Source organism: Pseudomonas sp. LS.1a, from assembly GCF_022533585.1.
Classification (GTDB): Bacteria; Pseudomonadota; Gammaproteobacteria; order Pseudomonadales; family Pseudomonadaceae; genus Aquipseudomonas.
Window position 1 is genome coordinate 5,212,986 of sequence record NZ_CP092827.1, and the last position, 14,037, is coordinate 5,227,022.

Below are 14,037 nucleotides of genomic sequence, written 5' to 3' on the forward strand. Positions count from 1 at the left end.
AAGAAATGGCGACGACCACCCTTGGGGTCAAACTCGATGACCCGACCCGTGAGCGACTCAAGGCAGCTGCGCAGTCGATTGACCGCACGCCGCACTGGTTGATCAAGCAAGCGATCTTCAACTATCTGGAGAAGCTCGAGGGTGGTGCCACCCTGACCGAACTCAACGGCCATGCCAGCAGCCTGGCCGATGACGCCGGTGAAGTCCAAGCCGACCACAGCCACCAGTGCTTCCTCGAGTTCGCCGAGAGCATCCTGCCGCAGTCGGTACTGCGCTCGGCGATCACCGCCGCCTACCGCCGCCCCGAGCAGGAAGTGGTACCGATGCTGCTGGAGCAGGCGCGCCTGAGCGCCCCGCTGGCCGAAGCGACCAACAAGATGGCCGCCGGCCTCGCCGAAAAACTGCGCAACCAGAAGAGCGCTGGTGGCCGTGCCGGCATCGTCCAGGGCCTGCTGCAGGAGTTCTCGCTGTCGTCCCAGGAAGGCGTGGCACTGATGTGCCTGGCCGAAGCCCTGCTGCGCATCCCCGACAAGGGCACCCGTGACGCACTGATTCGCGACAAGATCAGTACCGGCAACTGGCAGCCACACCTGGGCAACAGCCCGTCGCTGTTCGTCAACGCCGCCACCTGGGGCCTGCTGTTGACCGGCAAGCTGGTGTCCACCCACAACGAATCCGGCCTCACCTCCTCGCTCACCCGCATCATCGGCAAGAGCGGCGAGCCGATGATCCGCAAGGGCGTCGACATGGCCATGCGCCTGATGGGCGAGCAGTTCGTCACCGGCGAAACCATCGCCGAAGCGCTGGCCAACGCCAGCCGCTTCGAGTCCAAGGGCTTCCGCTATTCCTACGACATGCTCGGCGAAGCCGCACTGACCGAGCACGACGCACAGAAGTACCTGGCGTCCTACGAGCAGGCCATCCATTCGATCGGCAAGGCCTCCCATGGCCGTGGCATCTATGAAGGCCCGGGCATCTCGATCAAGCTGTCGGCGCTGCACCCGCGCTACAGCCGCGCCCAGTACGAGCGCGTGATGGAAGAGCTGTACCCGCGCCTGCTGTCGCTGACCCTGCTGGCCAAGCAGTACGACATCGGCCTGAACATCGACGCCGAAGAAGCCGATCGCCTGGAGCTGTCGCTCGACCTGCTCGAGCGCCTGTGCTTCGAGCCTTCGCTGGCCGGCTGGAACGGTATCGGCTTCGTTATCCAGGCCTACCAGAAGCGCTGCCCGTACGTGATCGACTACGTCATCGACCTGGCCAAGCGCAGCCGCCACCGCCTGATGATCCGCCTGGTGAAAGGCGCCTACTGGGACAGCGAGATCAAGCGCGCCCAGGTCGAAGGCCTGGAAGGCTACCCGGTCTACACCCGCAAGGTGTACACCGACGTGTCCTACGTCGCCTGCGCCCGCAAGCTGCTGGCCGTGCCAGAAGCCATCTACCCGCAGTTCGCCACCCACAACGCCCACACCCTGTCGGCCATCTACCACATTGCCGGGCAGAACTATTACCCGGGCCAGTACGAGTTCCAGTGCCTGCACGGCATGGGCGAGCCGCTGTACGAGCAGGTGGTCGGGAAAATTTCCGAAGGCAAGCTGAACCGCCCGTGCCGCGTCTATGCACCGGTCGGCACCCACGAAACGCTGCTGGCCTACCTGGTGCGTCGCCTGCTGGAAAACGGCGCCAACACCTCGTTCGTCAACCGCATCGCCGACCACTCGATCTCCATCCAGGAACTGGTCGCCGACCCGGTCGCCAGCATCGAGCGCATGGGCACCCAGGAAGGCAGCATCGGCCTGCCGCACCCACGTATCCCGCTGCCGCGTGAACTGTATGGCAGCGAGCGGGCCAACTCGGCCGGCATCGACATGGCCAACGAACACCGCCTGGCGTCGCTGTCCTGCGCCATGCTGGCCACCGCCCACAACGACTGGAAAGCCGCCCCGCTGCTGGCCTGCGCCGCCAGCGAAGGCGCTGCTGCGCCGGTGCTGAACCCGGCGGACCACCGCGACGTGGTCGGCCATGTTCAGGAAGCCACTGTCGCCGACGTCGACAATGCCATCCAGTGCGCACTGAATGCCGCACCGATCTGGCAGGCCACCCCGCCGGCCGAACGCGCTGCCATCCTGGAGCGCACCGCCGACCTGATGGAGGCCGAAATCCAGCCGCTGATGGGCCTGCTGATCCGCGAAGCCGGCAAGACCTTCGCCAACGCCATCGCCGAAGTGCGTGAAGCCGTGGACTTCCTGCGCTACTACGCGGTGCAGGCACGCAACGACTTCAGCAACGACGCCCACCGCCCGCTGGGCCCGGTGGTGTGCATCAGCCCGTGGAACTTCCCGCTGGCGATCTTCACCGGCCAGGTGGCCGCAGCGCTCGCCGCCGGCAACCCGGTACTGGCCAAGCCGGCCGAGCAAACCCCGCTGATCGCCGCCCAGGCCGTGCGCCTGCTGCTGGAAGCCGGTATTCCGGAAGGCGTGCTGCAGCTGCTGCCAGGCCGCGGTGAAACCGTCGGTGCCGGCCTGGTCGGTGACGAGCGCGTCAAAGGCGTGATGTTCACCGGTTCCACCGAAGTGGCCCGCCTGCTGCAGCGCAACGTCGCCGGCCGCCTGGACAACCAGGGCCGCCCGATCCCGCTGATCGCCGAAACCGGCGGCCAGAACGCGATGATCGTCGACTCCTCGGCACTGACCGAGCAGGTAGTGATCGACGTGGTGTCCTCGGCCTTCGACAGTGCCGGCCAGCGTTGCTCGGCCCTGCGCGTGCTGTGCCTGCAGGAAGACTCCGCCGACCGCGTGATCGAAATGCTCAAGGGCGCCATGGCCGAAAGCCGCCTGGGCAGCCCGGACCGCCTGGCCGTGGACATTGGCCCGGTAATCGACGCCGAAGCCAAGGCCGGTATCGAGAAGCACATCCAGGGCATGCGCGAGAAAGGCCGTTCGGTCTATCAGGTGGCCATTGCCGATGCTGCCGAGATCAAGCGTGGCACCTTCGTCATGCCGACCCTGATCGAGCTGGAAAGCTTCGACGAGCTGAAGCGTGAAATCTTCGGCCCGGTGCTGCACGTGGTGCGCTACAACCGCCGCAACCTGGACCAGCTGATCGAGCAGATCAACAACTCCGGCTATGGCCTGACCCTCGGCGTGCACACCCGCATCGACGAGACCATCGCCAAGGTGGTGGAAACCGCCAACGCCGGCAACATGTACGTCAACCGCAACATCGTCGGTGCGGTGGTGGGTGTGCAGCCGTTCGGTGGTGAAGGCCTGTCCGGCACTGGCCCGAAAGCCGGCGGCCCGCTGTACCTGTACCGCCTGCTGTCGACTCGCCCGGCCGACGCGATTGGCCGCCACTTCCAGCAGCAGGACGGCGAAGGCAAGCCTGACCGCGCCCTGCACGAGCAGTTGATCAAGCCGCTGCACGGTTTGAAGGCCTGGGCCGAGAGCAACCAGTTGGCCGACCTGGCCGCGCTGTGCAGCCAGTTCGCCAGTCAGTCGCAAAGCGGCATCGCCCGCCTGCTGCCAGGCCCGACCGGCGAGCGCAACAGCTACACCATCCTGCCGCGTGAGCACGTGCTGTGCCTGGCCGACAACGAGGCCGACCTGCTGGCGCAGTTCGCCGCAGTGCTGGCGGTTGGCAGCTCGGCGGTATGGGCTGACGGCGAGCCGGGCAAGGCCCTGCGTGCCCGCCTGCCGCGTGAGCTGCAGGCCAAGGTCAAGCTGGTGGCGGACTGGAACAAGGATGAAGTGGCGTTCGACGCCGTGATCCATCATGGCGACTCGGACCAGCTGCGCGGCGTGTGCCAGCAGGTGGCCAAGCGTGCCGGTGCGATCGTGGGCGTGCACGGGCTGTCCAGCGGGGATCATCAGATTGCGCTGGAGCGTCTGGTGATCGAGCGGGCAGTGAGTGTGAACACTGCTGCGGCGGGTGGTAACGCCAGCCTGATGACCATTGGCTGAGGCTGAAGGTTGTTGAAGAAAAGGGAGAGCTTTGGCTCTCCTTTTTTTATGGGTGCCTGGCTTGAGATTGGGGGTGGGTTGCCAGGTTTTTGCCACAATATTTTCTGCGCTTGGGAGATCGAGCGCAGATAATGTTGTGGCGAACACCTCGCGGCCTTCACTCGACCTGAAGCCAATCCCTCACTGCTTCATCCCCAACTCAGCATCATCCATCAGTGCCTTGGCCATCGCACTCAGGTAATAGGCAGCCCAGATCATCATCGGCTTCTCATCCATCAGCCCGGTAATGGTCAATTCACGGACATACCCCATCAACTCCGAAGACTGCTCGCGGGCGTCCCTGCACGGGATACCGGGCTCGATGCGGAAAAGCGGGTGTGTGCCATTCTCGCCCTGGTAGAAGGTAGTCTTGCCGACGGTGAATTGGGTGTCTTCTGTTGTCATTGTTCAATCCCCTGATAATTCTCGACTGCCTGGGCCGGCCCTTTCGCGGGCATGCCCGCTCCCACAGGTTCACCACAGGCTTCAAGACTTGCACCGTACCTGTGGGAGCGGGCATGCCCGCGAAAGGGCCGGCCGAGGCGACACATCAATAAGCCTCAGTGCGTAGTCCGTGGCCTGGATGAGGGCATCTCGAGTGAATGGGTGTTCAGGGGTGGATCGGGGACAATTTTCAGCATTATGGTTCACCTGGTAATAGGGGCCACCACACACCTGCTGTCAAACAAGAGGGTGGCAGCTGTACATGGGTTGACAGACCGGTAGGCAAACCAAAAAACCGGCGCACACGAAGTGCCCCATGCACAGCTGCCATAAAGGCAAAGCCATGCGGTTTGACCTGAGCGGCCTGTCAAAGCCGGCCACTGATTTGGCAGCGACCACCCGAGACTAGGGCCCTGCCCAGAGCACCGCAATGACTAAAAGGGGGCTGGGAGTATGTTTGGGAAATGGACTACATGGAATAGGCAAAAACCTAAAAAACTGCCGGGGTGCTGACTGAAATGCGGTAGGGCTGGCAGGTCTCACCTCGCCCTTTGCAGCGCGCCTGTGCGACCGAGCGCCGCTCGGTCGCACAGATACAGAAAGAACCGAAGCAAGCCCCTTTAATGCCCTCGCTCATCCGAGCCTTCGCCAGAACCACCAAAGGCTTAGGATTTTAGCCCCTTCAGAAGCTGCGAAAAGGCTCAACCAAACCCACGTACTGGTATCTGGCAATAATAGAAACAAAGAAAACGACGGAACTATAAACAAGACACGAAATGGAAATTGAACGAAAGCCAGATAACGCCCTGATCTTCTCCCCATACAAAGCAATATGCTACTGGCAACAAGGGATACCTGGACAATCAGTCCCATCCACACCATGAACTCAAGCCCTCCCCCCCACTGTTCCATGTTTGCAAGGGCGGAATTGAAATCACTCACAAAGGGGGTCAAACCTCTATTCAGGCTACTGACCACAACGAAAGAAATGTAAAAAGCATCCATACCACCCCAAAACAAACCGACCAAACGCGTTGACCTTATCAAGCCGATGCTCCAGCTCATTTATCTTTTAACTCATATTCTTCATTTGCGATTACTGGTCGCCAATGCCATGAGGAGCCCGACACATCCCAGGCATCATCAGCCTCCACATAAATTTGGGCTACTTTACGTTCCATTCCATATCTGTGGATTGCGGAGGACGGCGAAAAATTCTGCTCCTCTTCATCTAGCGGTACCCATTCCTGCGTAACTGTTCTCGTCGTATTCGCAAAATCTTTCCCTGACGACAAGAAGACTCGCCCCTCATCTCCTCTTGATGTAAGGAAATTCGCAACAAAGGCAGCACTCGAAGCAAGTTTATTAACACGCATAGCTGTTATCTTCCACTTGCCCGGCCCACTCATCGCAGAAACAGTGTTAATAAAATCGCCGCCGCCCCTCTCACGACAACTTCTCGCATACCAATTCTCTTCGAGATTTATCGGCTTGAATGGCCTATCTCTAATCAGCATCCACTCACCTGATGCAACCGGCCTAAGCGCTCTATCAATTTGATCACTCGCCAGTCTAACCGAGCCATACAAACCGCACTCCTTTAAGAGTTCTGTTACGCCGAATATTTCTTGTACGTAGCCCCTACTTTGCAAATAATCTCTAATTATCCCGGCCGAAAAGAATGGGTCTTCGACCCTACACAGGTCATCCGTTCGAACGTTCGTCCAGCGAGTGAGCTTTTCCATTGCCAATCCTCCATTCAGAACACCGACGTTTACATTCGCTAGATCAAAAAATCTGTAGGACCACTTCTGATAACGCTGTGGGAAATTTCTCTATCTTTAATGGAAAGCAACACCTGTACGGATGCCAGACCGCAGGTCTCATTACACTTTCTCAACCCATATCACCCAAACCTATTAACCTGTCGCCCACCCCACCACCCTCCTACACTCGCAGCATCCCGCCTCAGGACCGCGACCATGCCCGAGACCCTGCTCAGCCCCCGCAACCTCGCCTTCGAACTCTACGAAGTCCTCGAAGCCGAAGCCCTGACCCAGCGCCCACGCTTCGCCGAGCACAACCGCGAAACCTTCGATGCAGCGCTATCAACTGCCCGCACCATTGCCGAGAAGTTCTTCGCCCCGCACAACCGCAAGGCCGACGAAAACGAGCCGCGTTATGTCGACGGCCGCGCAGAGCTGATCCCCGAAGTAAAACCCGCCATCGACGCCTTTCTCGAAGCCGGCTTCCTCAACGCCAACCGTGACTTCGAGGTCGGTGGCATGCAGCTGCCGAGCCTGGTCTCACAGGCCTGCTTCGCCCACTTCCAGGCCGCCAACGCCGGCACCACGGCCTACCCGTTCCTGACCATGGGCGCGGCCAACCTGATCGAGAGTTTCGGCAGCGAAGAACAGAAGCGCCTGTTCCTCCAGCCGATGATCGAGGGCCGCTACTTCGGCACCATGGCCCTGACCGAACCCCACGCCGGCTCGTCACTGGCCGATATCCGCACCCGCGCCGAACCCGCCAGTGACGGCAGCTACCGACTCAAGGGCAACAAGATCTTCATCTCCGGCGGCGACCACGAGCTGTCGGAAAACATCGTGCACATGGTCCTAGCCAAGCTGCCGGACGCACCGCCCGGGGTGAAGGGCATTTCGCTGTTCATCGTGCCGAAGTACCTGGTCAACCCGGACGGCAGCCGTGGCCCGCGCAACGATGTGCTGCTGGCCGGCTTGTTCCACAAGATGGGCTGGCGCGGCACCACCTCCACCGCGCTGAACTTCGGCGACAACGGCCAGTGCGTCGGCTACCTGGTCGGCCAGCCGCACCAGGGCCTGGCCTGCATGTTCCAGATGATGAACGAAGCACGCATCGGTGTCGGCATGGGCGCGGTGATGCTCGGCTACGCCGGCTACCTGTATTCGCTGGAATACGCCCGCCAGCGCCCGCAGGGCCGGTTGCCGGACAACAAGGACCCGCACAGCCCGGCAGTGCCGATCATCGAACACACCGATGTGAAACGCATGCTGCTGGCACAGAAGGCCTACGTGGAAGGCGCCTTCGACCTGGGCCTGTATGCCGCGCGCCTGTTCGACGACACCCAGACTGCCAGCGACGACAGCGCCCGCAAGCAGGCGCAGGAGCTGCTCGACCTGCTGACCCCGATCGTCAAGTCCTGGCCCTCGGCCTTCTGCCTCAAGGCCAACGAACTGGCGATCCAGATCCTCGGCGGCCACGGCTACACCCGCGAATACCCGGTGGAGCAGTACTACCGCGACAACCGCCTGAACCCGATCCACGAGGGTACCGAGGGCATCCAGTCGCTCGACCTGCTCGGCCGCAAACTGGCGCAGAACAATGGTGCCGGCCTCAAACAGCTGATCCGCCTGATCGCCGCCACCGGCGAGCGCGCCAGCCACCACCCGAACCTCGACCCACTGCGCCAGCCGCTGGAGCAACTGGTCAACCGCCTGCAAGGTGTGACCCTGGCCCTGCTTGGCGACCTGGCCCAGGGCAAGGTCGCCGGTACCCTGGCCAACTCCGCCTTGTACCTCAAGGCCTTCGGCCACTGCGTGATCGGCTGGCGCTGGCTGGAGCAGGCGATTCATGCCGAGCTTGGACTGCTCAAGGGCAACCCTGCCGACCGCGACTTCTACCTCGGCAAGCTACAGGCCGCGCGTTATTTCCTGACCTGGGAAGTACCGGGCTGCCATAATGAGCTGGCATTGCTCGAGGCGCGCGACGATACCTGCCTCGCCATGCAAGACGGGTGGTTCTAGGGGGAGCCACCGTGTACACGGAGGCTTCCGAATGTTCGATTCCAGCGCCCTGCTGCGCCAGCGCTTCGCTGCGCTGCGCAGTACGGCCGAGTTGTTTTCCCTGCGCCATGTGAAACAGTCGCACCAGGCGCTGTCGGTGCGCCGCAATGTCGCCGAACCGCCGCTGTTCAGCCAGGACGAAGGCGCCATGCTCACCGTGCGGGTCAATGGCGTGGAGGCCTACGCGGCCACCGCCGACCTGTCCCAGGCCGGCCTGCAGCGCGCCCTGGAGCAAGCCGAGGCGCTGGCCCGGCAGGTCGCCCGGCACAGCCTGCTGGACCTGCGCGAACAGCCCGTCACCAGCGCCCGCCATGACCACATCTCGCCCAACTTCGACCAGCCCGTACCTACCCTCGCCGATTGCCTCGGCCTGCTTGCGGCCGAATCGGCCAGCGTGCCCAAGGACAGCCGCCTGGTGGACTGGCAGGCCAGCCTGGGCCTGAGCCTGGTCGAGCAGACCTACCTGAACTCGGCCGGCGCCGAGTTGCGCCACGCCCAGCGCTTCCTGTTCCCGGGCCTGGGCGTGACCGCCAGCGACGGCCAGGACAGCCAGAGCCGCAGCCTGGGCCGCGACAACTTCGGCCAGCAGGGCGGCTTCGAGATCATCGAGCGCTGCGGCCTGGTCGGCGCGGCCCGCCGGGTGGCCGACGAAGCGCTACAGCTGCTGCTGGCACCGAACACCCCCAGCGGCCCGCGCGACCTGCTGTTGATGCCGGACCAGATGATGCTGCAGATCCACGAATCCATCGGCCACCCGTTGGAGATGGACCGCATCCTCGGCGACGAGCGCAACTACGCTGGCACCAGCTTCGTCAAAGCCAGCGACTTCGGCCACCTGCAATACGGCTCCAGCCTGCTGAACGTGACCTTCGACCCGACCATCGGCGAAGAGCTGGCCAGCTACAGCCATGACGACGACGGCACCCCGGCCAGCAAGCAGTTCCTGATCCGAAACGGCCTGCTGCTACGCCCGCTGGGTGGCGCGCTGTCGCAGTTCCGCTCCGGCCTGGATGGCGTGGCCAACAGCCGCGCCTGCGGCTGGAACCGTGCGCCGATCGACCGCATGGCCAACCTCAACATCGAGCCGGGCGACCAGAGCCTGGATCAACTGGTAAAGGGCATCGAACACGGCATCCTGATGCGCACCAACCGCTCCTGGTCCATCGACGATGCACGCAACAAGTTCCAGTTCGGCTGCGAGTGGGGTCAGCTGATTGAAAACGGCGAGCTCAAGGGCATCGTCAAGAACCCCAACTACCGCGGTATCTCCGCGCAGTTCTGGCGCAACCTGGCGGCAGTCGGCGACCGCAGTACCTTCCAGGTGCTGGGCACGCCCAACTGCGGCAAGGGCGAACCCAACCAGGTGGTGCGGGTGGGGCATGCCTCGCCGGCCTGCGTGTTCCGCCAGATCGACGTATTCGGAGGAGATGCCTGATGAAACACACTTTCGAAGCCTTGGTCGGGGATGTGCACAAAGCCCTGCAAGCGAGCGAACAGTTCACCCTTGGCTACAGCGCCGAACAGTCGCAATTCGTGCGTTTCAACCACGCCAAGGTGCGCCAGGCTGGCGAAGTGAGCCAGGCCAGTGCGCAGCTACGGCTGATCCGCGATGGCCGTCAGGCAGAGCAACAGCTGACCTTGAGTGGTGACACGCAACTGGATAGCCGGCGCCTGATCGCGGCCCTGGAGCAACTGCGCCAGACCTTGCCACTGCTGGCTGTCGACCCCTACCTGCGCCTGGACGAAAGTGCCTGGCACAGCCAAAGCCAGCAGGCGCAGCCGCTGCCCGAACTGAGCGAAGTACTGGCCCTGCTCGACCGCGAGGCCGGCGACCTCGACTTGGTCGGCATCTATGCCGCCGGCCCCATCTGCCGGGGCTTCGCCAGCTCGTTCGGGGCCTTCGGCTGGCACCAGGCCAACAGCTTCAACTTCGACTGGAGCCTGTTCCACGAAAACGGCGAGGCGGTGAAGGCCAACTACGCCGGACAGGTGTGGAGCGCCGACGACTTCACCGCACGCCTGCGCCAGGCGCGGGAGCAACTGGGCTTCCTTGGCCGCCCGGCAGTCACGCTAAAACCTGGGAGCTACCGCGCCTACCTGGCCCCGGCAGCCATGGACGAAATAGCCGCCATGCTGTGCTGGGGCGGCTTTTCCGCACAGGCCCTGGCCACCGGCAACAGCGCCCTGCAGCGCCTGTACAACGGCGATGCGCGGCTGAGCCCGCTGGTGAGTTTCACCGAGCAGGTCAGCGGCTCGCTGAGCCCGGCGTTTTCCGATGAAGGCTCGCCGCGCCTGGATGTGCCGTTGATCCAGCATGGCACGGCCCTGCAGCGTCTGATCAGTGCGCGCAGTGCGGCCGAGTTCGAGCTGCTGGCCAATGGCGCCGACAGCTACGAATCGCCCTGTGCGCTCAGCCTGGCAGCAGGTAGCCTGCCGAGCGAGCGGATCCTGGAGCGGCTCGGAACCGGGCTGTATATCAGCAATCTGTGGTACCTGAACTATTCCGACCTGCCGGCTGCACGCATGACCGGGCTGACCCGCTTCGCCACATTCTGGGTGGAGAACGGGCAGATCCAGGGGCCGGTGAGGACGATGCGCTTCGATGACAGCCTTTACAGCTTGTTGGGTAGCCAGCTGGAGGACCTGACCCAGGAGCGCGAGATGATTCTGTCGACCAGTACTTATGGACAGCGCAGTACCGGGTCGAGTCATTTGCCAGGTGCACTGGTCAAAGGCCTGACTCTGACATTGTGACTGGACTTGCCGGCCCTTTCGCGGCTAAAGCCGCTCCCACAGGAACTCCACTGCCCTTGAATGTAGTGATATCCCTGTGGGAGCGGGTTCACCCGCGAAGAGGCCGGCACTGACAAACGAGGAAGTCATGCCCGAACGCGCTCCGCTGGACCCTGTCACCGCCCGCTGGATCCCTTGGGTGGTGGCCATCGCCTTCTTCATGCAGTCTCTGGACGGCACCATACTCAACACCGCACTGCCGGCCATGGCCCGCTCGCTGGCCGAAGACCCGTTGCGCATGCAGGGCGTGATCATCGCCTACATGCTCACCGTGGCCCTGCTGATCCCCGCCTCGGGCTGGATCGCCGACCGCTTCGGCACCAAGCGCATCTTCTTCAGCGCCATCCTGCTGTTCAGCTTCGGCTCACTGCTGTGCGCCGCCGCCAACAGCCTCGGCTTCCTGATCTTCGCCCGCGTCGTGCAGGGGCTGGGCGGTGCGCTGATGCTGCCGGTCGGGCGGCTGGTGGTACTGCGTGCCTACCCGCGCACCGAACTGGTGCGCATCATGAGCTTCATCACCATCCCCGGCCTGCTTGGGCCACTGCTGGGCCCAACGGTTGGCGGCTGGCTGGTGGAAATTCTGAGTTGGCACTGGATCTTCCTGCTCAACCTGCCGGTTGGCCTGATCGGCTGCTACGCCGTATGGAAGTTCATCCCCGACCTGCGCGGCGCCGAGCGCACCACGTTCGACGGCCCGGGCTTTCTGCTATTCGGCGCAGCAATGGTACTGATCACCATCGCCATGGAAGGCCTGGGCGAACTGCACCTGCCGCACCTGCGGGTGATGTTGCTGCTGTTCGCCGGCATGGCCTGCCTGGCGGCCTACTGGCTGCGCGCCGGGCGCGACCCGGAGCCACTGTTCTCGCCCAGCCTGTTTCGCGTGCGCACCTTTGCCATCGGTATCCTCGGCAACCTGTTCGCCCGCCTGGGCAGCGGCGCCCTGCCGTTCCTGGTGCCGTTGCTGCTGCAGGTGGCGCTGGGCTACTCGCCGGCCCAGGCCGGCATGAGCATGATCCCGCTGGCGGCGGCGGCGATGCTGGCCAAGTCCATTGCCCGGCCGCTGATCGAAAGGTTCGGCTACCGCATCATCCTCACCGGCAATACCTTGCTGCTGGGCATACTGCTGGCCAGCCTGGGGCTGGTGGACGAGCAGACACCCTATTGGCTGTTGCTGGTGCAACTCGGTCTTCTGGGCGCAGTGAACTCCATGCAGTTCACCGCGATGAACACCGTTACGCTCATCGACCTCGACGACGCCAGTGCCAGCAGCGGCAACAGCCTGCTGTCGGTGGTCGCGCAGTTGGCCCTGAGCCTCGGTGTGGCATGTGCGGGTGCCTTGCTCGGCGGCTTCACCGCGGCGGGCAGCGCCGAGGGTGTGGAAACCACCTTGGGCGCGTTCCAGCTGACCTTCGTCACCATCGGCGTGATGGCCATGCTGGCGGCGGCGATCTTCCTGCAACTGGCGCCGACGGACGGAAGGCGTGCCCGTCGTCCGGAACAACACATGGAGTCGTAGGGCGAATGGCCACGAGGCTGGTAGACTGTGCGGCATTTTTCGCTTCGCACCGCAGGCCCGCCTCGTGACCACCGAATCCACCGCCTTTGCCACCTTGCCGCTGTCCACCGCCATGCTGGCCAACCTGGACGCCCTCGGCTATGCCTCGATGACGCCGATCCAGGCCCAGAGCCTGCCGGTCATCCTCAAGGGCCAGGACCTGATCGCCCAGGCCAAGACCGGCAGCGGCAAGACCGCCGCCTTCGGCATCGGCCTGCTCAACCCGATCAACCCGCGCTACTTCGGCTGCCAGGCGCTGGTGCTGTGCCCCACCCGCGAGCTCGCCGACCAGGTGGCCAAGGAGCTGCGCCGCCTGGCCCGCGCCGAGGACAACATCAAGATCCTGACCCTGTGCGGCGGCGTTTCGCTTGGCCCGCAGATCGCTTCGCTGGAGCACGGCGCACACATCATCGTCGGCACCCCGGGGCGCATCCAGCAGCACCTGGACAAGGGCACCCTGGTGCTCGACGGGCTGAACACCCTGGTGCTGGACGAAGCCGACCGCATGCTCGACATGGGCTTCTTCGATGCCATCGCCAGCATCATCGGCAAGACCCCGTCGCGGCGCCAGACCCTGCTGTTCTCGGCCACCTACCCGGCCGGCATCAAGCAACTGGCCGCTGATTTCATGCGCAACCCGCAGCAGGTCAAGGTCGAGAGCCTGCACGCCGACAACCAGATCGAGCAGCGCTTCATCGAGATCGACCCGCAACAACGCCTCGAGGCCGTCACCCGCGTGCTCGGCCACTACCGCCCGCAGTCCTGCGTGGCGTTCTGCTTCACCAAGCAGCAGTGCGAGGATGTGGTCGCCCACCTGACCGCCAAGGGCATCGTAGCCCAGGCCCTGCACGGCGACCTGGAACAGCGCGACCGTGACCAGGTGCTGACCATGTTCGCCAACCGCAGCAGCTCGGTGCTGGTAGCTACCGACGTGGCCGCGCGCGGTCTGGACATCGATGGCCTGGACATGGTCATCAACGTCGAACTGGCGCGTGATGCGGAGATCCATGTGCACCGTGTGGGCCGTACTGGCCGTGCTGGCGAGAAAGGTATTGCGGTCAGCCTGGTGGCTCCAGCCGAGGGCCACCGCGCCCAGGCCATCGAAGACCTGCAGAAGAGCCCGCTGCGTTGGGACCAGCTGGACAGCCTGAAGCACAAGGGCGGCGAGCCGCTGCTGCCGCTGATGAGCACCCTGTGCATCGCTGCCGGGCGCAAGGACAAGCTGCGCCCGGGCGATATCCTCGGGGCGCTGACCGGTGATGCCGGGATCCCGGGCAAGCAGGTGGGCAAGATCGCGATCTTCGATTTCCAGGCCTTCGTGGCCGTGGAGCGGCCGCTGGCCAAACAGGCCATGCAACGCTTGAACAGCGGCAAGATCAAGGGGCGTTCCCTGAAAGTCCGCATTATCTAAAGCCAGGCAAGG

Annotated in this window: 8 protein-coding genes; 6 read left to right on the plus strand and 2 right to left on the minus strand. The window is 63.6% G+C overall.

Going from position 1 to position 14,037, the window contains the following annotated elements; all coding sequences use genetic code 11:
• The first annotated feature begins 5 nt into the window (after nucleotides 1–5).
• On the plus strand, nucleotides 6–3,959 hold the full coding sequence (gene putA / locus MKK04_RS24065) for a trifunctional transcriptional regulator/proline dehydrogenase/L-glutamate gamma-semialdehyde dehydrogenase (RefSeq protein WP_233694663.1): 3,954 nt from the start codon (nucleotides 6–8) through the stop codon (nucleotides 3,957–3,959).
• A 180-nt stretch (nucleotides 3,960–4,139) separates the two neighbouring features.
• Here putA and MKK04_RS24070 read toward each other — a convergent pair whose 3' ends face one another.
• Together MKK04_RS24070 and MKK04_RS24075 are read right to left on the minus strand one after the other, a co-directional pair.
• Nucleotides 4,140–4,403 carry a DUF3077 domain-containing protein gene (locus MKK04_RS24070; RefSeq protein WP_241106040.1) on the minus strand — a complete coding sequence of 88 codons (264 nt, stop codon included), beginning with the start codon at nucleotides 4,401–4,403 and terminating at the stop codon, nucleotides 4,140–4,142.
• A 1,100-nt stretch (nucleotides 4,404–5,503) separates the two neighbouring features.
• The gene (locus tag MKK04_RS24075; RefSeq protein WP_241106041.1) at nucleotides 5,504–6,187 is read right to left on the minus strand and encodes a hypothetical protein; all 684 of its coding nucleotides are present in this window, start codon (nucleotides 6,185–6,187) and stop codon (nucleotides 5,504–5,506) included.
• Nucleotides 6,188–6,424: 237 nt separating this feature from the next.
• Between MKK04_RS24075 and MKK04_RS24080 the strand changes: the two genes are divergently transcribed.
• From MKK04_RS24080 to dbpA, 5 genes are all read left to right on the plus strand, one after another.
• Nucleotides 6,425–8,227: an acyl-CoA dehydrogenase gene (locus MKK04_RS24080; RefSeq protein WP_241106042.1), complete on the plus strand. Its 1,803-nt coding sequence runs from the start codon at nucleotides 6,425–6,427 to the stop codon at nucleotides 8,225–8,227.
• A gap of 31 nt (nucleotides 8,228–8,258) precedes the next feature.
• Nucleotides 8,259–9,701: a TldD/PmbA family protein gene (locus MKK04_RS24085; RefSeq protein ID WP_233687326.1), complete on the plus strand. Its 1,443-nt coding sequence runs from the start codon at nucleotides 8,259–8,261 to the stop codon at nucleotides 9,699–9,701.
• Complete coding sequence (locus MKK04_RS24090) at nucleotides 9,701–11,020, plus strand: TldD/PmbA family protein (protein WP_241106043.1); 1,320 nt, start codon at nucleotides 9,701–9,703, stop codon at nucleotides 11,018–11,020. Before MKK04_RS24085 ends, MKK04_RS24090 begins: the two co-directional genes overlap by 1 nt.
• A 127-nt stretch (nucleotides 11,021–11,147) precedes the next feature.
• Nucleotides 11,148–12,575, plus strand: a complete 1,428-nt coding sequence (gene mdtD, locus MKK04_RS24095; RefSeq protein WP_207828585.1) for a multidrug transporter subunit MdtD — start codon at nucleotides 11,148–11,150, stop codon at nucleotides 12,573–12,575.
• Between the two features lie 112 nt (nucleotides 12,576–12,687).
• The gene (gene dbpA, locus MKK04_RS24100; protein WP_233687397.1) at nucleotides 12,688–14,025 is read left to right on the plus strand and encodes an ATP-dependent RNA helicase DbpA; all 1,338 of its coding nucleotides are present in this window, start codon (nucleotides 12,688–12,690) and stop codon (nucleotides 14,023–14,025) included.
• The last annotated feature ends 12 nt before the right edge of the window (nucleotides 14,026–14,037 follow it).

Coding starts and splice junctions, on each gene's coding strand:
- MKK04_RS24090 (WP_241106043.1), top strand. CDS start 9,701: ATGAAACACACTTTCGAAGCCTTGGTCGGGGATGTGCACAAAGCCCTG.
- mdtD (WP_207828585.1), top strand. CDS start 11,148: ATGCCCGAACGCGCTCCGCTGGACCCTGTCACCGCCCGCTGGATCCCT.
- MKK04_RS24080 (WP_241106042.1), top strand. CDS start 6,425: ATGCCCGAGACCCTGCTCAGCCCCCGCAACCTCGCCTTCGAACTCTAC.
- MKK04_RS24085 (WP_233687326.1), top strand. CDS start 8,259: ATGTTCGATTCCAGCGCCCTGCTGCGCCAGCGCTTCGCTGCGCTGCGC.
- putA (WP_233694663.1), top strand. CDS start 6: ATGGCGACGACCACCCTTGGGGTCAAACTCGATGACCCGACCCGTGAG.
- MKK04_RS24075 (WP_241106041.1), bottom strand. CDS start 6,187: ATGGAAAAGCTCACTCGCTGGACGAACGTTCGAACGGATGACCTGTGT.
- MKK04_RS24070 (WP_241106040.1), bottom strand. CDS start 4,403: ATGACAACAGAAGACACCCAATTCACCGTCGGCAAGACTACCTTCTAC.
- dbpA (WP_233687397.1), top strand. CDS start 12,688: ATGCTGGCCAACCTGGACGCCCTCGGCTATGCCTCGATGACGCCGATC.